This is a genomic window from Mesorhizobium sp. WSM4935, from assembly GCF_029625735.1.
In the GTDB taxonomy this organism is placed as follows: domain Bacteria; phylum Pseudomonadota; class Alphaproteobacteria; order Rhizobiales; family Rhizobiaceae; genus Mesorhizobium.
This window is the reverse complement of sequence record NZ_JARTVR010000010.1, coordinates 76,254-96,782: the sequence shown is the minus strand read 5'-3', so window position 1 is coordinate 96,782 and position 20,529 is coordinate 76,254. Positions and strand designations below refer to the sequence as shown.

22 protein-coding genes are annotated in these 20,529 nt (G+C 63.1%); 6 read left to right on the top strand and 16 right to left on the bottom strand.

All coding sequences use genetic code 11. The annotated features are described in order from the left end of the window. Window positions 1–60 precede the first annotated feature (60 nt). Entirely contained in the window at window positions 61–972 is a 912-nt protein-coding gene (gene osmF / locus P9273_RS21800) for a glycine betaine ABC transporter substrate-binding protein OsmF (RefSeq protein ID WP_278050754.1), read from the bottom strand. Window positions 973–1,209: 237 nt separating this feature from the next. Here osmF and P9273_RS21795 point away from each other — a divergent pair, with 237 nt between their 5' ends. Next, on the top strand, window positions 1,210–1,782 hold the full coding sequence (locus tag P9273_RS21795) for an NADPH-dependent FMN reductase (RefSeq protein WP_278050753.1): 573 nt from the start codon (window positions 1,210–1,212) through the stop codon (window positions 1,780–1,782). Between the two features lie 57 nt (window positions 1,783–1,839). On the opposite strand, the gene P9273_RS21790 is transcribed toward P9273_RS21795, so the two are convergent. From P9273_RS21790 to P9273_RS21725, 14 genes are all read right to left on the bottom strand, one after another. Further along, window positions 1,840–3,060: an MFS transporter gene (locus P9273_RS21790; protein ID WP_278050752.1), complete on the bottom strand. Its 1,221-nt coding sequence runs from the start codon at window positions 3,058–3,060 to the stop codon at window positions 1,840–1,842. Continuing rightward, on the bottom strand, window positions 3,057–3,551 hold the full coding sequence (nusB, locus tag P9273_RS21785) for a transcription antitermination factor NusB (RefSeq protein WP_040999924.1): 495 nt from the start codon (window positions 3,549–3,551) through the stop codon (window positions 3,057–3,059). The genes P9273_RS21790 and nusB overlap by 4 nt, the downstream gene beginning before the upstream one ends. After that, the gene (gene ribH, locus P9273_RS21780) at window positions 3,548–4,042 is read right to left on the bottom strand and encodes a 6,7-dimethyl-8-ribityllumazine synthase (protein WP_040999925.1); all 495 of its coding nucleotides are present in this window, start codon (window positions 4,040–4,042) and stop codon (window positions 3,548–3,550) included. The genes nusB and ribH overlap by 4 nt, the downstream gene beginning before the upstream one ends. 138 nt (window positions 4,043–4,180) lie before the next feature. After that, window positions 4,181–5,170 (bottom strand): methyltransferase, encoded by a 990-nt coding sequence (locus tag P9273_RS21775; protein ID WP_278050751.1) that lies wholly within the window; start codon window positions 5,168–5,170, stop codon window positions 4,181–4,183. A 119-nt stretch (window positions 5,171–5,289) separates the two neighbouring features. After that, a complete protein-coding gene (locus tag P9273_RS21770) occupies window positions 5,290–5,907 on the bottom strand; it encodes a riboflavin synthase (protein WP_278050750.1) in 618 nt (205 codons plus the stop codon). Window positions 5,908–5,968: 61 nt separating this feature from the next. Further along, a complete protein-coding gene (gene ribD, locus P9273_RS21765) occupies window positions 5,969–7,096 on the bottom strand; it encodes a bifunctional diaminohydroxyphosphoribosylaminopyrimidine deaminase/5-amino-6-(5-phosphoribosylamino)uracil reductase RibD (protein ID WP_278050749.1) in 1,128 nt (375 codons plus the stop codon). Between the two features lie 2 nt (window positions 7,097–7,098). Next, window positions 7,099–7,578 (bottom strand): transcriptional regulator NrdR, encoded by a 480-nt coding sequence (nrdR, locus tag P9273_RS21760; RefSeq protein WP_040999929.1) that lies wholly within the window; start codon window positions 7,576–7,578, stop codon window positions 7,099–7,101. Window positions 7,579–7,792: 214 nt separating this feature from the next. Then, window positions 7,793–8,368 carry a hypothetical protein gene (locus P9273_RS21755; protein ID WP_442920251.1) on the bottom strand — a complete coding sequence of 192 codons (576 nt, stop codon included), beginning with the start codon at window positions 8,366–8,368 and terminating at the stop codon, window positions 7,793–7,795. A 110-nt stretch (window positions 8,369–8,478) separates the two neighbouring features. Beyond that, window positions 8,479–9,792 carry a serine hydroxymethyltransferase gene (gene glyA / locus P9273_RS21750; protein WP_278050747.1) on the bottom strand — a complete coding sequence of 438 codons (1,314 nt, stop codon included), beginning with the start codon at window positions 9,790–9,792 and terminating at the stop codon, window positions 8,479–8,481. A gap of 126 nt (window positions 9,793–9,918) precedes the next feature. Next, window positions 9,919–11,559, bottom strand: coding sequence for a Na+/H+ antiporter (locus P9273_RS21745; RefSeq protein ID WP_278050746.1), 1,641 nt, complete (start codon window positions 11,557–11,559; stop codon window positions 9,919–9,921). A gap of 168 nt (window positions 11,560–11,727) precedes the next feature. Then, window positions 11,728–12,981 carry a L,D-transpeptidase family protein gene (locus P9273_RS21740; RefSeq protein WP_040999932.1) on the bottom strand — a complete coding sequence of 418 codons (1,254 nt, stop codon included), beginning with the start codon at window positions 12,979–12,981 and terminating at the stop codon, window positions 11,728–11,730. 472 nt (window positions 12,982–13,453) lie between these two features. Beyond that, window positions 13,454–13,969: a transcriptional regulator LdtR gene (gene ldtR, locus P9273_RS21735; RefSeq protein WP_040999933.1), complete on the bottom strand. Its 516-nt coding sequence runs from the start codon at window positions 13,967–13,969 to the stop codon at window positions 13,454–13,456. 340 nt (window positions 13,970–14,309) lie between these two features. Continuing rightward, window positions 14,310–14,732 carry a DUF6163 family protein gene (locus P9273_RS21730; protein ID WP_278050745.1) on the bottom strand — a complete coding sequence of 141 codons (423 nt, stop codon included), beginning with the start codon at window positions 14,730–14,732 and terminating at the stop codon, window positions 14,310–14,312. Then, window positions 14,729–15,772, bottom strand: a complete 1,044-nt coding sequence (locus P9273_RS21725; RefSeq protein WP_278050744.1) for an enoyl-CoA hydratase/isomerase family protein — start codon at window positions 15,770–15,772, stop codon at window positions 14,729–14,731. Before P9273_RS21725 ends, P9273_RS21730 begins: the two co-directional genes overlap by 4 nt. A 170-nt stretch (window positions 15,773–15,942) precedes the next feature. On the opposite strand from P9273_RS21725, the gene P9273_RS21720 reads away from it, so the two are divergent. From P9273_RS21720 to P9273_RS21700, 5 genes are all read left to right on the top strand, one after another. Further along, the gene (locus P9273_RS21720) at window positions 15,943–16,755 is read left to right on the top strand and encodes a DUF2066 domain-containing protein (RefSeq protein WP_278050743.1); all 813 of its coding nucleotides are present in this window, start codon (window positions 15,943–15,945) and stop codon (window positions 16,753–16,755) included. A 331-nt stretch (window positions 16,756–17,086) separates the two neighbouring features. Next, window positions 17,087–18,118 (top strand): porphobilinogen synthase, encoded by a 1,032-nt coding sequence (gene hemB, locus P9273_RS21715; protein WP_278050742.1) that lies wholly within the window; start codon window positions 17,087–17,089, stop codon window positions 18,116–18,118. Window positions 18,119–18,167: 49 nt separating this feature from the next. Then, window positions 18,168–18,464 (top strand): nucleotidyltransferase family protein, encoded by a 297-nt coding sequence (locus tag P9273_RS21710; protein ID WP_278050741.1) that lies wholly within the window; start codon window positions 18,168–18,170, stop codon window positions 18,462–18,464. After that, entirely contained in the window at window positions 18,464–18,811 is a 348-nt protein-coding gene (locus P9273_RS21705; RefSeq protein ID WP_040999939.1) for a HepT-like ribonuclease domain-containing protein, read from the top strand. Before P9273_RS21710 ends, P9273_RS21705 begins: the two co-directional genes overlap by 1 nt. 98 nt (window positions 18,812–18,909) lie before the next feature. Next, on the top strand, window positions 18,910–19,554 hold the full coding sequence (locus P9273_RS21700; protein WP_278050740.1) for a dihydrofolate reductase family protein: 645 nt from the start codon (window positions 18,910–18,912) through the stop codon (window positions 19,552–19,554). Between the two features lie 43 nt (window positions 19,555–19,597). On the opposite strand, the gene ppk2 is transcribed toward P9273_RS21700, so the two are convergent. Then, the gene (gene ppk2 / locus P9273_RS21695) at window positions 19,598–20,518 is read right to left on the bottom strand and encodes a polyphosphate kinase 2 (RefSeq protein ID WP_040999941.1); all 921 of its coding nucleotides are present in this window, start codon (window positions 20,516–20,518) and stop codon (window positions 19,598–19,600) included. Window positions 20,519–20,529 lie beyond the last annotated feature (11 nt).

Genomic DNA, 20,529 nt, shown 5'->3' with positions numbered 1-20,529 from the left:
GGGGGAGATCAGCAGTTCCGCCAGCCGCACCTCTCCGGCTCGCATTTATTCTGCCGCTATCTACTTCAAGAACCCGTTCTTCTTCAAAAAGTCCTCGGCCACCCCCTTCGCAGGCTCACCACCCACTTGCACGCGGCCGTTGAGCTGCTGCAGCGTGGTCAGGTCGAGCTTGGCGAAGACCGGCTTCAGCAGCGTCTCGATCTCGGGATGTTCCTTCAGCACCTTCTCGCGGATGATCGGTGCCGGCTGGTAGACGGGCTGCACGTTCTTGTCGTCCTGGAGAACGACAAGGCCGGAGGGCTGGATGCCGCCATCGGTGCCGTAAACCATGGCGGCGTTGGCGCCGTTGGTCTGGTTGGCGGCAGCCGCGATGGTCGCCGCGGTGTCGCCGCCGGAGAGCGTGATCAGCTGGTCGGGCTTCAACGTAAAGCCGTATGTGGTCTGAAAGGCCGGGAGCGCCGCCGCAGAATTGACGAACTCGGCGGAGGCCGCGAGCACAACCTTGCCGCCGCCCGAGACGTATTTGCCGAAGTCCGTCAAGGTGACGAGCTTGTTCTCGTCGGCCACTTCCTTGCGCAACGCGATCGCCCAAGTGTTGTTGGCCGGCGATGGCGACAGCCAGACGATCTTGTTGGCGTCATAGTCGAGCTTCTTGGCGGTTTCGTAAGCCTTGGCGGCATCCTTCCAGACCGGATCGTCGGCCTTCTGGAAGAAGAAGGCGGCGTTGCCGGTGTATTCGGGATAGATGTCGATCTCGCCGGCGATGATCGCCTCGCGCACCACGGGCGTCGCGCCGAGTTGGATGCGGTCGGTGGTCTTGATGTTGTTGGCGTTGAGCACGAGCTGAATGATGTTGCCCAGCACGCCGCCTTCGGTATCGATCTTCGAGGAGACAACCACCTGGGCGCTGGCCGAGGCAGTGGCAAGGCCGAGCGCGATGGCTGCTACGGCGAGCTTCCCGATTGAAAACATTGTGAAATCCCTTGCTATGAACCGATTGACCGGTGGCTGCATATGAGCACGGTTATAATGGGCAGTCGGGGTACACGGTTTCATAACCAAGGGGAAAGGCGCAATAATTTTGTTCGATCCGACAAAAGCGCTGTTCCACCCGACATGGCGCAATGCTGACCTAAGGCCGGCTGGCGGCTTGTCCTGTTCTGCGGAATATTAGGAAAGGCGGGTCGGCGGCCAAAACAGGAGTGTGTCATGGCCAAACATAAAGTCGGCTACCTCATCGGCAGCCTTGCCAAGGGCTCCATCAACCGCAAGCTTGCGAAGGCCCTCGTGAAACTGGCGCCGCCCGAACTTGAAATGACGGAAATCTCCTTCAAGGACCTGCCGCTCTACAGCTACGACTATGATGCCAACTTTCCGCCGGTCGCATTGGAGTTCAAGAAGGCCATCGCGTCCGTCCAGGCGGTGCTTTTCGTCACGCCGGAGTACAACCGATCGATCCCCGGCGGCCTTAAAAATGCGATCGACTGGGCCAGTCGCCCCTACGGCAAGAACTCTTTTGCCCGCAAACCGACTGCCGTCATCGGAACGTCACCCGGCGCGATCGCGACCGCTGTCGCCCAGCAGAGCCTGCGCAGCGTGCTCAGCTTCTGCAACGCACCGCAGATGAACTCGCCCGAAGCCTACATTCAATTCACTCCGGGATTGATCACCGATGATGGCGAGGTGACGGTGGAGTCAACAAAGACATTCCTGCGCAACTATATGCAGGAGTTCCACATGTTCATCGCGCGGGTCCTGCAGGTGCTCCCGCCGGACGCATGATGCTGGTCGTTGCAGGAGATTGTTCAAGTGGCCGAAAGAGCTGGTCGGGCACCTTCTTCAGAATTTGGGAACGCCCACGAACTTCAACGTGCCGAGCGCGATGAAGCAAAGCAGTACGACCGGGAAGACGATCCAGTTCAACATGGTCCAGCCCCAGGCATTGTAGATCGCGCCCGACATCAGCGAGGCAAAGGCGACGGAGCCGAACAGAACGAAGTCGTGGAAGCCCTGAACCTTGCTCTTTTCGGAGGGCCGATAGCTGGCGGCGACCATCGCCGTGGCGCCGATAAAACCGAAATTCCAGCCGAGCCCGAGCAGGATCAGCGCGGTCCAGAACTGCCACAGCGCCAGTCCGGAAAGCGCCACGGCGGCGCAGCCGATCAACAGGATAAGGCCAGTGGCGACGATGCGCTCGGCGCCGAAGCGATGAATCAAAGCACCGGTGAAGAAGCTCGGCCCGAACATGGCCATGACGTGCCAGGAAATGCCGAGCGTGGCATTGTCCTCCGACAGACCGCAGCCGACCATGGCGAGCGGCGCGCCCGTCATGACGAAGCTCATCAGCGCGTAGCTTCCGACGGTGCAGAAAAGTGCAGCGACGAAGCGCGGCTGAGTGACGATTTCAATCAGCGGGCGGGCATCGCTTGCGGCGGTCTCCGTGACGGCCTTGGCCCTTGAAGACACATGCAGGAACGACAGGATGACCGCGCCAACCGCTGCCAGGGGCAGGATCGAGGCGAAGGACCCCGCGAACATGACCGGGGCCAGCAGTTCACGCGTGTAAATGACGATCTGCGGCCCGAGGACGGCTGTGATGATGCCGCCGGCCAGCACGAAGGAGATGGCCCGTGCCTTGAATTCGGGCAGCGCGTTGTCGGCGGCGGCGAAGCGGAACTGCTGGACAAAGGCGCCGCCGACGCCGATGACGCAGAGGCCGAAGGCGAACAGCCAGAAGCTGCCCTGGAAGAGCGCGAGGGTCGAGATCAGGCCGCCAAGCGCGGTGACCACGGTGCCGGTCATGAAGCCGCCGCGATGGCCGAGGCTGCGGATGATGGCGGCGGCCGGCAACGCTCCGAGCGCCACGCCGATGTTGAAACCCGTGATCGGAGCCGTCGCCAGCGACTTGTCGGGACCGAGCAGGTATTGGCCGGCTAGCGCGCCGAGCGAAATGGCGATCGGAGCGGCCGAACCGACGATCGCCTGCGCGGCGGCGAGCAGGATAGCAGTGCGGCGCCCTTCCCTGCCGGCCTCGGCGACCGCCGCCGTCGCGGTTGTCACGAAGCGTCCTTGCCACGTCCCTCGCCGCGTACCCGGCGCGAGACGCGATCAAGGACGGCGTTGACCAGCTTCGGCTCGTCTTCCTCGTAGAACGCCTTGGCAATGTCGACATATTCGGAGACGATGACGGCAACCGGCACATCCTCGCGCTTCATCAGCTCATAGACGCCGGCGCGCAGGATGGCGCGCAGGGTCGAATCCAGCCGCGACAACGGCCAGTCCTCGGTCAGCGCCTGGCGGATGACGGGATCGATGGTCTTCTGGTTCTCGACGACGCCGGTCAGGATGGCGCGGAACCATTGCGCGTCCGCCTCGCGATAGAGCGCGCCATCGACTTCCTTGCCGAGACGGAAGGCTTCGTATTCGGCCGTGATCTCGAAGACGCCGCTGCCGGCTACGTCCATCTGATAGAGCGCCTGGACGGCGGCAAGTCGGGCGGCCCCACGTTTGTTGGCGTGGCGCACCGCTCCGGTCGAGGCAGGCTCGGTCACGATCGGGCTCCGAATTTCTCTTTGAGCGCGATCATGGTCAGCGCCGCGCGCGCGGCGAAGCCGCCCTTGTCGCCTTCCGCCTTTCGCGCGCGCGTCCATGCCTGCGCGTCGTTCTCTGTGGTCAGGATGCCGTTGCCGATCGCGATCGCCTCCTGCACCGAAAGGTCCATCAGCGCGCGGCTCGATTCATTGGCGACGATGTCGAAATGATAAGTGTCGCCGCGGATGATGGTGCCGAGCGCGACGAAGCCGTCATAATGCGTGCCGCCTTCGGCGGCGCCATCGAGCGCGAAGGTGATGACGGCCGGTATTTCGAGCGAACCGGGAACCGTCACCACGTCATAGGTGGCGCCGACCTCATCGAGCGCGCCTGTCGCGCCTTCCAGAAGCGCGTCGGCAAGGTCATCGTGGAAGCGCGCTTCGACGATGAGCAGATGCGCTCTCGCCTTCGGGCGAATGAACGCTTTGCCGTGTTGGGATGTGCCAGCCATAAAAGTCTCCGGGGGTTGCCGGTGACTTAGGCCGAAGCCGGATTGATCGCAAGCACAAGATTGCCGAAGCGGCACTGCCGCCGCGTCTCTCGACAGGTCCAGACCCCGCGCAGCACGATCTATCAGCACTTTCTTTGGCTAGGCAGGCGCAGCCTCGAGGATCGAGATCGCTGCTCGGGTGCCGATCACCCGTTCGAGCTTCAGTCCCGCACCGTCGAACAGCCTGGCGTATTGTGCCTCGGTCCGCTCAAGGCCGCCTGTGACCGCGAGCATGACCACATCGATGGCCTTGATCTGATCCGGCTCATCGCCCGGAGGCACGAGTGTTTCGGCCACGAGCACCCTGCCATGGGCTGGCATGGCCTCGCGGCAACGTCGCAGGATCAGCCCCGCACGTTCATCGTTCCAGTCGTGGATGACCTTCTTGATCACATAGATATCGCCAGCCGGGACATTCTCGAAGAAGTCGCCCGCGACGAAGTCGGTGCGCGGCAGATCGCCGCCCGCGCCCCGGCGCGCCGCCGCCACCCCGGACGGCAGATCGAGCAGAACGCCGCTCAAATGGGGATTGCGGGCGAGGATAGCCGAGAGAAGCTGCCCATGTCCGCCGCCGACATCGACGACCCGTGTGTATCGACTGAAATCATAGGCGTCGGCGACCGCCTCGTTGGTGCCTTGGCTCAACGCGACCATGGCGCGCTGAAACAGGGCGGCCTGTTCCGGGTGGGCCGAAAGCCAATCGAATCTCGGGCTTCCGAATACCTTGTCGAAGGCCGGCTTTCCGGTGCGGACGGAATGCAGAAGCTGCTCGAAGGCGAGGTAAGCCTCGCTGTTGATCATCCGGATGAAATCGCGTGGCCCGGGCCGATCGGAACGAAGCGCCGCGCCGACCTCCGTCAAGGCAAAATGACGAGGGCGATTCTCAGTGAAGACCCCCTCCGGTGCCAGAAGCCGCATCACGCGGTAGAGCGGCTCCGCATCCGCCTTCGTGGCGGCAGCCAAGTCTTCAACCGACTGCTCGCCGGAAACCAGAAGATCGGGAATGCCGAGTTCGATAACGACGCGCAGCGCCTGCGACACCGCAAATCCGAAGCCGAGCTTCGCTGCTTGTTGCGATGGGCTGCTCATGGCTTTCCCCTCCACCAGGGGAAAGCTTACGTGGGGTCTGGGCAGAAGTGAAGCGGGAAGCCGTTCTGAACGGCGCTGCCCTCACGACCTGCTTTGGTCGCCGCCTCGCCGGACCGTGTTCAAAGCCCTTCTTTCGCCGCCTCCGCCAGGCGCGCTGCGTAGCGGGCCATGGTGTCGATCTCGATATTGACGCGGTCGCCGGCCTGGCGCTCGCCCCAGGTCGTGACGCTCAGCGAGTGATGGATGAGAAGCACGTCGAAGCGGGTGCCTTCGACCTTGTTGACGGTGAGAGAGGTGCCGTCGAGCGCGACCGATCCCTTAGGCGCGATGAATTTTGCCAGATAGCGCGGCGCTTCCAGCGTGAAGCGCACGGCATCGCCCTCCTCTTTACGCTCGACGATCTCGGCGGTACCGTCGACATGGCCAGAGACGATGTGACCGCCGAGCTCGTCGCCGATCTTCAGCGCGCGTTCGAGATTGATCCGGGTGCCGGATTTCCAGCTCGAAGCGGTGGTCAGCCTCAGTGCTTCCTCCCAGGCCTCGACCTCGAACCAGCGCGCATTCGAGCCGTGTTCCGGGAGCGCCGTGACGGTGAGACAGACGCCGCCGCAGGAAATCGAAGCGCCGATCGCAATGGTTTCGGGATCATAGGCCGTGTCGATGCGCAGGCCGACGCCTTCGGCCAACGGCTTTACCGAAGCGACAGTGCCCACGTCCGTGACAATTCCGGTAAACATCAGGGAGTGTCTTTCGTTTTGACCATGATCTGATCCAACAACCGGTTCCCGCTTCTTGGGGTCATGGTCTTACCCACTCGGCGTAACTGTCCTCGCCGAAGCGCATGTCGCGCAGTTTGCGAAATCCAGCCGGGATATGGTCGGCGTCAATGGGCGATGCAATACCGTCTTCGCCAATGGCGTCCGGACCTTGGAAAAGGACAATGCGGTCGACAAGATCTTCCTTCAGGAAGGCCTTGGCCACCTTGGCGCCGCCCTCGACCAAGACGCTTGCCATGCCAAGCGCGGCAAGGTCTTCCAGCAATTCCGGCAAGGCCACTTCGCTCTGATATGTTTCGGTGCCGATGAAGCGCACGCCTGCGCGCTCGAGGGCCGCGCGCCGATGCGGGTCGGCCTCCAGACAAGCGGCGACATAGAGCGGCACGCGGTCGACGCCGGAAACAAGCTTCGATGTTTCAGGCAGCCGGATCTGCCGATCGAGGATGATGCGCGCCGGCGAGCGGTTCTCCAGTCCCGGCAGGCGCACGGTCAGCGCCGGATCATCCTCCAGCACAGTGCCGATGCCGACCAGGATGGCGTCTGCCTCGGCGCGCATCAGATAAACATCGCGGCGCGCGATCTCGCCGGTGATGGCAACCTGGCCGGCGCCTTTGCGACCGATCTTGCCGTCGCTCGAAAGCGCAAGCTTCAGAGTTACTTCCGGGCGCTTCTTCCGAGAGCGAGTCAGATAGCCGGCCATCTGCTCGGCGGCCTCGGTGGCCAGCACCTTCTCAACCACCTCGACACCGGCGGCGCGCAGGATGGCGTAGCCCTTGCCGGAGACGCGCGGATCGGGATCGCTGGCCGCGCCAACGACGCGCGCGACACCGGCATTGACCAGCGCGTTGGCGCAAGGCGGCGTGCGGCCGTGATGGGCGCAAGGCTCCAGAGTAACGTAAGCTGTGGCACCACGCGCGAGGTCTCCGGCCTCGGCCAGCGCCTCGGTCTCGGCATGCGGGCGCCCGCCCACGGCCGTCACGCCAGTGCCGACGATCATCGGGCCGGCGCCGTCGTCGCGCACGATGATGGTGCCGACGGAGGGGTTGGTGGAGGTTCGGCCGGCATTGCGGCGCGACAGCCTGATAGCCGCGGCCATGAAACGGCGATCAAGGGCCGCCTGCGCGGCCTCATCCAGTCGCGGTCCCACCATAATCAGCCGGCGTCCTCTTCGCTCTTTTCCTCGTCGCCCTTCAATTCGCCCAAGAGCTCGTGAAAATCCCTGGCCTCGCGGAAATTGCGATAGACCGAGGCGAAGCGGACATAGGCGACGTCATCCAGCGATTTAAGGGCTTCCATGACCAGCCGGCCGACCTCGCCCGACGCAATTTCGGTCTCGCCGGAGCTTTCGAGCTGGCGCACGATGCCGGTAACGGCGCGGTCGATGCGCTCGGGGTCGACATTGCGCTTGCGCACGGCGATCTCGACGGAGCGCAGCAGCTTGTCGCGGTCGAAAGGCACCTTGCGGCCAGACTTCTTGATGACGACGAGGTCACGCAATTGGACGCGCTCGAAAGTGGTGAAGCGGCCGCCGCAATCGGGGCACACCCGCCGCCTGCGGATCGCCGCGCCGTCTTCGGCGGGACGCGAATCCTTCACCTGCGTATCTTCGGACTGGCAATAGGGACAGCGCATGGAGAGCCTTGGGTTTCGCGATTCAGGCATGATCCCGAAAAGTTGCAGACTTTTCGGAGAAGATCATGTTTCAAAAACAAAATTTTAGAGTGAGAGGGCGATTCAAGGAAGCGTCATCTCACTCTGGTCGGCGATGGCTTAGAGCCTTTTATGCCTCAGAGATAGCGAGGCAGGAGCAAGATTGCCAGCACCCCTGCCCGCCGGCGGGCATGTGTCAGGGCGCGACGTCCTTGGTCGAAAAGCCGCAGGACGTGCCGAGATTGCGATAGGCCTTGGTGAACCCGTCCATCGGGATGCTCGCGACGGTCTGCTTACCGAAGACCACATCGAGCGAGGTAACCTTGCGCATGGCGCGCAGCAAGGCAAGGCTGGTCTTGGCATCGCTGTCGACCATCCAACTGGGACGACCGCCTGCGGCCGCGTTGGAGCTTACGGTCGCGGCAACCTTCACGCCGGGGTCGCCGAAGGTCGCGGCGATCTTTTTGCCGGTCGGCAGGGTCTTGTTGTCGATAATGAACATGATGGCCGGATACGCGTCCGGCGGCAGCGCGTCGCCGGTCGAGATCGACAGGGTCAGGGAGCCCGCATTGCCGGTGCCGTCGAGGAAAGCCGTCGAGGCAGCGCAGGTCTTGTGCGCGTCCTGCCCGGTATCGAGCGTATCGATGATGGTGGTCCATTTGCCGAAGGTATTGGTGGCCGGCAAATCGGCGTTCGTCTGCTCCTGGGCGACCGCGCCGGAAGCAGACAGCGAGCCGAACAGGGCCAAGGCGGCAAGGCGGGAAGTGCGCATCATCAAGTCTCCGGTAAGCCGCGCCGCCGGATCGTAAGCGGCGCGAAGCGCAAGGATAAAAGATGACACGCGGCGCCCGGTCAACCGAGGGCGGCCAGCCGGCGGAAGAATCAACCGAGGTAAGGATAGAGCGGGAAGCGGTCGGTCAGCGCAGTGACCTTGGCCTTCACCGCGGCCTCGACCGCCGCATTGCCCTCGTCGGAATTCGCCACCTTCAGCCCGTCCAGCACCTCGGCGATCAGCTTGCCGATCTCGCGGAACTCGGCCTGGCCGAAGCCGCGCGTGGTGCCGGCCGGCGTGCCGAGGCGCACGCCCGAGGTGACGAACGGCTTTTCCGGATCGAACGGGATGCCGTTCTTGTTGCAGGTGATGTTGGCGCGGCCGAGGGCTGCCTCCGCGCGCTTGCCGGTGGCGTTCTTCGGGCGCAGGTCGACCAGCATCAGATGGTTGTCGGTGCCGCCCGAGACGATATCGAGGCCGGTCTCCTGCAGGCTGGAGGCGAGCGCCTTGGCGTTGGCGACGATGCTTTCGGCATAGACCTTGAAGCTCGGCTTCAGCGCCTCGCCGAGCGCCACCGCCTTGGCGGCGACCACATGCATCAGCGGACCGCCCTGCAAGCCCGGGAACACCGCCGAATTCATCTTCTTGGCGATTTCCTCGTCGTTGCACAGGATCATGCCGCCGCGCGGGCCGCGCAGCGACTTGTGCGTCGTCGTGGTCACGACATGGGCATGGGGCAGCGGCGACGGGTGCATACCGCCGGCGACCAGACCCGCGATATGCGCCATGTCGACCATCAGATAGGCGCCGATCGAATCGGCGATCTCGCGGAAACGCTTCCAGTCCCAGATACGCGAATAGGCGGTGCCGCCGGCGAGGATCAGCTTCGGCTTCGTCTCGTGCGCGGTCTTCTCGATGGCATCCATGTCGAGGAGATGATCGTCCTTGCGCACGCCGTAGGAGACGACCTTGAACCATTTACCGCTCATATTGACCGGGGAACCGTGGGTGAGATGGCCGCCCGAATTGAGGTCCAGGCCCATGAAGGTGTCGCCCGGCTGCAGCAACGCAAGGAACACCGCCTGGTTCATCTGGCTGCCCGAATTCGGCTGGACATTGGCGAAGTTGCAGCCGAACAGCCTTTTGGCGCGCTCGATGGCCAGTTCCTCGGCCACGTCGACGAACTGGCAGCCGCCATAGTAGCGCTTGCCCGGATAGCCCTCGGCATATTTGTTGGTCATGATCGAGCCCTGCGCTTCGAGCACGGCGCGCGATACGATGTTTTCCGATGCTATCAGCTCGATCTCATGACGCTGACGACCGAGCTCGTTGCGAATGGCGCCGAAGATTTCCGGATCGGCGTCGGCAAGCGTTGTCTCAAAGAAGGATTCGAATGTGCTGGAGGCTGCCGCGGCATTTGACATGGCTTGCTTTCCCTTGGGGCCGGAGGTCTGCGAGGTCGCCGCGCCATTAACACAGTTGTTTTCGGGCCGCCACGTTTGCGGCGCGAAATTTGCTGGCCGGTTTGCGCCAAGACGGCGCAGCCGGTTCTAATTCCGCGGCTCGCGGCCCCTGAGGACCGCTTCCGAGAAGGTGATCTCGGTGAACAGCTTGCGCGCCGTTTGGTCGTTGATGTCGCCGCGGCGAAGCATGGCCCGCAGCTCGGCGCGCTCGGCCTCAATGCCGGCAAGCCTGAGCTCCATCTCGATCCGGCCGGATTCGCGGGCCTCGGCGCGCGCTTCGTCGGCGCCGTCGGAGAGCGAGATGCGGCGCCGGTAGATGGAGGCGACGCTCTCGGCGATTGCGAGCTTCATCTCAGCCCCCTCTCCTTCATTGCCGTCGCTGGCCAAGGTTTCGATCCTGGCGATGGCGGCATTGGCGGCGCCGACCCTGGCCCTGCGCTCTTCGGCGGCACCCGGATGCTCGCCCGGTTCTACGAGACCACGCGCGACCGCCGGCAGGGCAAGGCTTGCAATCGCCAGCGAGCAGATGATGACGCCGGCAGCGAGGAAGATCACGAGGTCTCGCGCGGGAAAGGGCGAGCCATCCTGCAAGGTGAGCGGCAGGGACAGGATGCCGGCCAGTGTGACGGCGCCGCGCACGCCGGCCATCGAGCCGGCGAGCCTGACGCGGAAGCCGAAGGGTTCAGCCTTGCGCTTGCCAAGCCGCGCGGCAAGCATGGCGCTGATATCCCCGATCCAGATCCAGACGAAGCGAAGACCAATGAGGCAGAGCGTGAGCAACAGCACGGTCAATGCCGGCTCGAACAGCCAATGCCGGGTGGTCAGCTCCGGCGGCACTTTGCGGATGATGTCGGGCAGTTGCAGGCCAAGCAGGATGAACAGCGAGCCGTTGAACATGAAGATCAGCATCGACCAGAGCGAGATCGTCTGGATACGCGCCGAGACCGCCATATGGCGGACGATGCCGGAGTAGCCGGTCAGAAGGCCGGCCGTGACCGCTGCGAGAATGCCCGACGCGTTCAAATGCTCGGCGAGCAGATAGGCGACGAAGGGCAGCAAGACCATGACCAGCACCTGCGCTTCGGCCGGCGTGCTGGTGATGCGGCTGAGGATCTGCAAAGACTTCGCGGCGATGAACAACGCCGCGAGGCCGGCGAGGATACCGACCGCGACGGCAAAGACAAAACTCAGGGATGCCGCGGCTAGCGAAAAGCTGCCGGTCAGCGCCGCCGCGACGGCGAAACGGAACATCACTAGGCCGGAGGCGTCGTTGAGCAGCGACTCGCCTTCCAATATGTGCATCAGCCGCGCCGGGACGACATTGCGGTCGACGATCGAAGACACGGCGACCGCGTCGGTCGGCGACAGCACGGCGGCCAGAGCGAAGGCCACCACCAGCGGAATGCTCGGCACCAGCCAGTGCAACGCATGGCCGAAGCCGACGATGGTGAAGAAGACGAGCCCGATGGCGAGGTCGAGGATCGGACCGCGCAGCGCCATCAGTTCACGCTTCGGCGCCGAAAAGGCGTCGCCGAACAGAAGCGGCGGAATAAAGACCAGGAGAAAAAGCTCCGGATCCACTTCGATGTGAAGACCTCGCGCAGGCCAGGCAAGGGCGGCGCCGATGGCGATCTGCAGCACCGGCAGCGGCACGCGCACCAGCCGCACCAGCGCGCCCGAGACCGTCACGAAGGCGAGCACGACGAGGATGAAGACGGCGACGTCCATGGCGCGATTCCAGCTGCCCGATTGCCGAGCTAAATCAATCCAACCATGCGCAATCGAACGCCCGCCGTCCAGCGCCGAGGCTGTCGTTCCGCTTGCCGGTAGCCGCGCGGCCGACCCTAAACAAAAAGGCCGCTACGAGAGCGGCCTTTTTGTTTTAAGATTAGCTACTTACAGCGCAGAGCTGATCTGCAGCTCGCTGGCGCCGTCGAGGCCGTAGATGTCGTCGCGGAACTGCACGACGCCAGGCGCGGTCGACCAGGCGGAGATATAGAGGAAGTGGACCGGCACCGGGTTGACGACCTGGATCGGCGTGTTCTCGCCGGTCTTGATCGCCGCCTCGAAATGCTGGCGGTCCCAGCCGGGCGTGTCGCGCAGGATCCAGGTGACGAGGTCGCGCACGTTCTGGACGCGCACGCAGCCGGAGGAATCGAAGCGCATCAGCTTGCCGAACAGGCTCTGCTGCGGCGTGTCGTGCATATAGACGCCGTCCGGGCTCGGGAAGTTGATCTTGACCGAGGCCATGGCGTTGTTGCTGCCCGGATCCTGGCGGAAACGGTATTTCGCGGCATCGTCCGTCGACCAGTCGATGGTCATCGGATCGACCTCGCTGCCGTCGGGCGCGAACAGGCGGATGTGGCTGTCCTTGAGGTAGTTCGGGTCCTTCCGCATCAGCGGAATGATGTCCTTGCGCACGATCGAGACCGGCGCGTTCCAGTACGGGTTGACGATGATCTCGTTGATCTTCGAGTTCACGATCGGCGTCTGGCGGTCGATCTTGCCGACGATTGCCGTGTGGCGCAGCACGACGCGGTCGTTCTCGACCGCTTCGACCTGGGCGCCTGGAATGTCGACCAGCACATAACGGTTGCCGAGCGTGCCGGCCTTTTCCTTCAGACGCTGCAGGTTGGTCTGCAACTGGCCGAGCCGGACCTGCGCCGACACGTTCATGGCGGCATAGGTGTATTTGCCCATGGCGCCATCGGCCGGCAGGCCGTGGCGGAGCTGGAAGCGCTTGACCGCCGCGTCGACATAGGAATCGAAGGCCGTCGAAATGCCTGCGCTCTGCGGCAGGTCGCCCGAGACCATCAGGCGCTTGCGCAGCGGCACGACATCGGGATCGTCATCGCCGAGCTGCAGTTTCTTGGTTGCCGGAACCTGTTCCCAGCCGCCCTGGGAGACGATGTTCTGGTACTGCGCCACTGCCTGCTCGGTGAAGGCCACCGTCTGCTGGCTGAAGATTGGCAGCGTCGAGGCGACCTTGTTGGTGTCGTTGGCGCGGGCATCGAACTGGTCGTCCCAATTGCCGCGGGTCGAGGATTTCAGGATATCCCCGATCACGTCCTGGGCGCTCGCATGGCCGGCGACGACGGCGGCGGCGAGCGCGGAGGCTCCGGTAAGGAAGAAACGGCGGCTGGTTCTCATGGCAGACATTCTTTGTTTGATCGCTCTCGCTCAATCGCTTGCCGGGCGGCTTGTCCGCACTCTAGGGGCGGCAAACTTAACAATTCGCCAACCATGACCCGCATCGTTCGGCCGCCAGAAACGCGCTGCCGCCACGCAAGTTCCAAGGAGTGCAGGGCATAGGCCCGCAGCATCACCCGCAATCCGCTTCCAACGGGATTATGGCGGCAACGTGGCCTTGCCCCGCGATTTGCATGCGCCCGCCAGATGAAGAAATGACAGCGATGCTTTTTTGCATCGGCGGGTGCTGACGTGTCCTTGCGAAGTCTGCGCCCTTCACGCGTAGAGCTTGAATGCGCGCGAAGCGACGGTCAAACTCCCGCGGATGCCGCCTTCGCGAAAAGAAAGGACCGGCGCGTTTCGGCACCGGCCCCATGTTCTTTCCCCGGGCTGCGCTTCTTCGGCACGGCTTTCCCGTCAAATTCCGAACCACTTACATCCGATACGCGATCGTGTCGTTCCAGAAACGGTCCAGCCGCTGCAGCGCGCGGTTCATCTGCTTGAACTCGTCGGTGTTGATGCCGCCGACCGCCTCGATCGAGCCGACATGGCGCTCGTAGAGGCCGGCGACCACGTCGGCCACCTCGCTGCCCTTCGGCGTCAGCGAGACGCGGACCGAACGGCGGTCGATGCGCGAGCGCTGGTGGTTGATGAAGCCGAGGTCGACCAGCTTCTTCAGATTGTAGGAGACGTTCGAGCCGAGATAGTAGCCACGCGAGCGCAGCTCGCCGGCGGTCAGCTCGGAGTTGCCGATGTTGAAGAGCAGCAGCGCCTGGATGGCGTTGATGTCGGAACGGCCGTTGCGGTCGAACTCGTCCTTGATCACGTCAAGCAGACGGCGGTGCAGGCGCTCCACCAGCTGCAGCGATTCCATGTACAGCGAACGGATAGCCTCGCGGCGATCGTCGGATACGTTTGCGGTTTTCGCCGCCGGACGCGAATTGATCATTGTCTTTGCCTCTCGTTTGTCGCCTTGGTGATTTTTTGTTTTTCACCTTGATCGCGACACTATCGAATACTCATAAAATTCGACTTAAACGCCAGGGCTAACAAGAGCTTACCGGTAAGAGGTTTCGGAAGACGCTTAACGATCGGTCACCCGAGCAAGAACAATTAACCTAAAGATTTAGCCAACGGTTTTGGGCAGTCGCCAACTCCGAATCTAGGCCCTGGAGCCTCCCGGCAACCTAAAGCGCGTCGCGCTGAAGTGGATCCAGGCGACGCGCTTTAGGCCTTCTTTTGATGCATGTCGTTCTCCCCAAATCGCTGCCCACTTTCGGGCGAATGCATTACTGCCGGAGCTGGCGCTTCCGCAGCCAGATGGCCACGCGGAAGACGACGTAAAGCAGCGCGACGCATGCGTGCGAGATCACGATCAGAATCCGGTGGCCGAAGAGATCGGGGAAGCCGGCATACATCACCGTCTCCGTCACCGCGCAGATGAACCAGATCACCGGCCCCCAGGACGCCAGCATCCACAGACCCGCCGCGGCGAAGGGGAAGAAGACGGCAAGCGTCGCGGCCGCCACCTGCCAATGCACCGGCATCAGATCAAAGCGCCATAGCGCGCCGGGGTAGATGCCGATCAGGCGGATCCAGTAAAGGATGCCGAACAAGAGGCAGTAGCCGGCGATGACGCGCTGGAACCAGGCGAAGATGACCTCGGTGGTCGAGGGTTGCAGCACCACGCGCCGGGAGGTGACCTCGCTCACAGGGCGAGCTCCTTATCCCCGAGCGGCGCGAAATAGGCGTCGATGTCGGCTACGCTGATATCAGCAAGGCCTGCGGGCCGCCACTCAGGCGTCGACCCCTTGTCGATGATGGCGGCGCGGATGCCTTCGTAGAAATCATGTCCTGCGAGCATGCGGTTGAGGATGCGGAACTCCATCTTCATGCATTCGTCCATCGACAGCGTCGACCCTGCGCTGATCTGGCGCCAGGCGACGTTGAGGCTGGTCGGCGAGCGGGTTTTCAGCGTCGCCAGCGTCTTTGCGGCAAAAGCATCCTCGGCCCCTGCCCGCTCCAGACTGTCGATGATGCCGGCCAGCGAGCTCTGCGAAAAATGGCGCGCGATCGCCTCCAGGTCCTGCCGCTCCGTCTCGCGTTTGGCCGGCATGAAGAAATCGCGCAGCTCCGCATTGGCGTCGCCGCTCGTCGCCAATTCGTCGAGCAGGCCCGCCTGGTCCTCGGCCTTTATGGTGTGGGTGGCCAGCCCCGACCACAGCGCGTCGCCATAGCGGATGCGATTTCCCGTCAGCCCGAGATACATGCCGAAAGAGCCGCCCAGATCCGGCAGCAAGTGGCTGGCGCCGACATCGGGGAAGAAGCCGATACCGACCTCCGGCATGGCGAACTGCGCATTCTCGGTCAGCACCCGATGCGAGCCATGGAAGGAGATGCCGACGCCGCCGCCCATGACGATGCCGTCGATCAGCGCGACATAGGGTTTCTGGAAGCGGGCGATGCGGGCGTTGAGCCGGTACTCGTCGGCGAAGAAATCGACCGGCGGCTTGCCGGCGCGGCCGGCTTCATAGATGTGCAGGATATCGCCGCCGGCGGAAAACGCCCTGCCCTCGGCCTTCACGACGACGACCCCGATGCCCGGATCCTGCTCCCAAGTGTCCAACGCCTTGCCGAGCGCCCTCACCATGTTGTGCGTGACGGCGTTGAGCGCCTTAGGCCGGGTCAACGTGACCACGCCCGCTCTGCCCAGTTGCTCGAAGCGGATCTCGTCGCCTCCGCCAAAATCCATCGCCAGAAAATCCCTCTTTCCGCCCGTCGGGGGAGAGAAGTGCTAAAGGCGGCATGGAGACGCGTCAATGGTAGCGGTTCCTGGGCGGGGTTGTTGCGCTGGCGGGCGGCCGCGCCAAGTGTTAGGTAACCGGCAAAGGACTGTGTCCGGCCGGTTTCGAGCAGATCGACATGCCTGGAATTTCCCGCTTCGTGGTTGGATTGGTCGGTCTCCTGTGTCTGGGAGTGCCCGTCCGCGCGGCGGCGATCGCCGAGCTCTACCAGGCGCAAACGATCGTTACCGGCACCGGGGACGTGAACCGGCAGATCGGGTTCAAGGATTGCCTGGACAAGGTGCTGGTCAAGGTCTCGGGCGACCAACGGCTGACGCAGAAGACGGAGATGTTGGCGCTGCGCGACAAGGCGGCCGACTTCGTCCAGTCCTTCCGCTATCGCGACCGGCTCGAAGGCATCCCGATCCATGACGAGCAAGGCACGCATGACAGGCCGCACGACCTGACCTGCATCTACAAGCCGGCCGTCGTCGACAAGCTCCTGGCGCAGCTCGGCAGCAGGCCCTGGCTCGGCGAGCGACCTGTGATCGCCGTCTTCATGACCGCCGAGCAAGGCTCGCGGCATTTCGTGCTGACGGCGGATGAGGATCGGGGCAAGACGATGCGTGAATCCTTTTCCAACGCCACCTTTCCGCTGCTGATGCGCGTCACCTTTCCAAAGGCCGCGCAGCTTGGCGGTCTCGATGAGAAGGCGCTCTCCGGAGCCGATATGGCAAGGCTGGACAAGCTCGCGAAAAAGGCGGGGGCGGCCCGGGCGCTCGCGGGCAGCATCGTGTGGAGCGACAAGGACCTGGGCTGGGTCGCCGACTGGCGGCTGGCCGACCGCGGCAAGACCTATCGCTGGCAGGTGCGCGGCGTCAGCTTCGACGAGGCCTTCCGGGTTGCGATCAGGGGCGCTGCGCAGATCTTGTCGGGGCACGGGCAGCCCTAGGGCAGCTTGATATTCAGGTGATGCCGGTCTGCAAGCGGCGGCTTCCTGCGCTTCCGGTACTCGAGCAATTCCAAGAAAAGTGTGAGCGGTTTTCCGTTCGGAATTGCGTAAAAACAAGGAGATAGAGCGGTTAGCCGCTTCCGTGAAACGGTGAAACGCTCTCGCGTACCCGAACGTACGCTCCGTTCCGGTTCTCGGCGGCCACCGTTTTCGACTCGGCCTGACCTGAATCTCAACCTACCCTGCCTTGGCGCGTGACTGGCACAATCGTGTCGCATTGGTCAGCGGCGGAGACGCGTGGTAAAAGCCAGGCCAAAAGAGAGTTTCGGCGATGAACAAATTCACCCCCGCAAAGCCTGCCGGCGCGCGCAGCGTCGACGAGATCACCGGCAGCCGGCGGCTCAGGCGCATGCGCAAGGCCGACTGGTCGCGCCGGCTGGTGCAGGAGAACCAGCTTTCGGTGAACGACCTGATCTGGCCGATCTTCGTCATCGACGGCAAGAACACGCGCGAGCCGATCGCCGCCATGCCGGACGTTTATCGCCTGTCCGTAGACCTCGCGGTGAAGGAAGCCGAGCGCGCGGCCAAGCTCGGCATTCCGGCCATCGCCACATTCCCCAATGTCGAGCTTGCGCTGCGCGACCAGACCGGCTCGCACATCCTCGACCCGGACAACGTCATCAACCGCGCCACGCGCGCCATCAAGGACGCGGTGCCGGAGATCGGCATCATCACCGATGCCGCGCTCGACCCCTTCACCAGCCACGGCCATGACGGCATCCTGCGCGACGGCATCATCGTCAATGACGAGACGGTGGAGCAGGTCGCCGCCGCGGCCGTCATCCAGGCAGCGGCCGGCGCCGACATCATCGCGCCTTCGGACATGATGGACGGCCGCATCGGCGCCATCCGCGACGCGCTCGACGCCAACGGCTTCCAGGACGTGGCGATCATGTCCTATGCGACGAAGTTCGCTTCGGCATTCTACGGGCCCTACCGCGAGGCGGTCGGCACCGCCGGCCTGCTCAAGGGCGACAAGAAGACCTATTACATCGACCACGCCAATTCGGACGAGGCGGTGCGCGAGGCCGAGCAGGACCTCGCCGAAGGCGCCGACATGCTGATGGTGAAACCCGGCCTGCCCTATCTCGACATCATCCGCCGGCTGAAGGACGAGCTGCAGATGCCGACCTTCGCCTATCAGGTGTCGGGCGAATATTCCATGATCAAGGCAGCTAGCGCCAATGGCTGGATCGACGGCGAGAAGGCGATGCTGGAATCGCTGCTTTCGCTGAAGCGCGCCGGCTGCGACGGCGTGCTGACCTATTTCGCGCCCGTGGTGGCGCAGATGCTGAAGGGTTAGGTCCACTTCGCGATTTTGGAATTCTAGCGGGATTCGTTAGAATGCATCCATGAGCAGGAATGAAGTCATCGAACAGTTGCAGAAGAACGCAGATGCAATCAGGGGCATGGGCGCGATATCGCTTTATCTGTTCGGGTCGGCCGCCCGCGGCGATGCACGTTCGGACAGCGATCTTGATCTTTTCATAGACTATGATCCGGCGCGGCGTTTTTCCCTGATCGATCTCGTCTGCATCAAACAATTTCTGGAAGAGAAGATGTCGACCGAAATCGACATCACCACAAGGGATAGCCTTCACCCGATGCTGAGGGCGGATATCGAACGATCGGCCGTGCGCGTGTTTTAATGGCACCACGTCGGATCAAGCCGATCCTCGCAGAGATCATTGCGGCCCTGGATGGCATCGCCAACGCCACGGCTGACAAGACGCTGGAAGATTTCCGCCGCGATTGGCTGCTTCGCCACGGCGTCGAGCGGGGTATCGAGATCATTTCCGAGGCGACGAGGCACCTTCCAGACGACCTGACTGCTCTTGCTCCGGAAATCCCCTGGAAGCAGGTCCGGGGCATAGGTAACATTTTGCGTCATGAATATCACAAGACTTCCGACGCAATAGTCTGGACCGTCGTGACGGACAACTTGCCGGCGCTACGCGTTGCCATCGAACGCATTCTTGATGCCGCCGACCAATAGGTTCGCAAGTAGCCCGCCGGAAAATGCCGCTTGCATTATGCAATCAGTCAGGCTAGTCCATAACCGCTTGCGAATTGCAACTAGCTAAGGAGGCGGCCATGTCCAAGCTGCGTGTCAACGCTTTCACCTTGTCGCTCGACGGCTACGGCGCTGGCCCCGACCAGAGCCTCAATAACCCGCTCGGCGTGGGCGGCGAAAACCTGCACAAATGGATGATCAAAACCCGCTCGTTCCACCAGATGATCGGCAAGGAGGGCGGGACGACGGATACCGACGACGATTTTGCCGTGCGCAGCTTCGAGAATGTCGGCGCCTGGATCCTCGGCCGCAACATGTTCGCGCCGAGCCGCGGCGAATGGCCGGACGATAATTGGAAAGGCTGGTGGGGCGCCAACCCGCCCTATCACGTGCCAACCTTTATTCTGACGCATCACAAGCGCACGCCGATCGAGATGGAAGGCGGGACGACTTTTTACTTCGTCACCGACGGCATCCGTTCGGCGCTCGAGCAGGCGAAGGCGGCGGCCGACGGCAAGGATGTGCGGGTCGGTGGCGGTGTCTCGACCGTCCGTCAATATCTGCAAGAGAAGCTCATCGACGAAATGCACCTGGCGATCTCGCCTGTCCTGCTCGGCTCCGGTGAGCATCTGTTCGCCGGACTCGACATGCCGAAGCTGGGATATCGCTGCACCGGGCAGGTGGCGACCGCCGATGCGACACATGTGATGATCGGGCGGGCGTAGCGCCCTTTCCTACTCCAGTTGTTGTGGGAGAAGGAAAGCCGCCTCAATATTTCTGCGGCACGTAGAGCTCGCGCGGCAGCACCTGGCGCTCGTAGTCCGGGTTGAAGACACGCTCCGGCAGCGTGATCTCCTCATGCGGCACTTCCTCATACGGCATTTGCTGCAAGAGATGGTCGATGCAGTTCAGCCGTGCGCGCTTCTTGTCATTGCCCTCGACGATGAACCAGGGCGCTTCCGGAATGTTGGTGCGGGCGAAGGTCTCTTCCTTGGCCTTGGTGTATTGCTCCCAGCGCACGCGCGACTGCAGGTCCATGGGCGAGAGCTTCCACTGCTTCATCGGATCGTGGATGCGCATCAGGAAGCGCATCTGCTGCTCCTCGTCGGTGATCGAGAACCAGTATTTCACCAGCGTGATGCCGGAGCGGACCAGCATGCGCTCGAATTCCGGCACGTCGTGGAAGAACTCCTCGACCTGATCCGGCGTAGCAAAGCCCATCACGCGCTCGACGCCGGAGCGGTTGTACCAGGAGCGGTCGAACAGCACGATCTCGCCGCCTGCCGGCAGATGCGGCACGTAGCGCTGGAAATACCATTGCGATTTCTCGCGCTCGGTCGGCGCCGGCAACGCCACGACGCGGGCGATGCGCGGGTTGAGCCGCTGTGTGATGCGCTTGATGACGCCGCCCTTGCCGGCTGAGTCGCGGCCCTCGAAGACAACCACCAGTTTCTTCTTGTGGTAGGCGACCCATGACTGCAGCTTGATCAGTTCGGACTGCAGCCGGAGCAGCTCGCGGAAATAGGTCATCCGATCGATGGAAGGCGGATGCGACTTCTTGTAGATCTTGGCGATCTCGAGCGAGAGTGCCGGTTCGGAAATCTCCAGCTCATAATCCTCGTCGAGCGTATCCTCGAGTTCGGCTTCGAGCCAGTCCTTCGCCCCGGAATTTGTTTTGAGTTCGTTCATCGCGCAGCTCC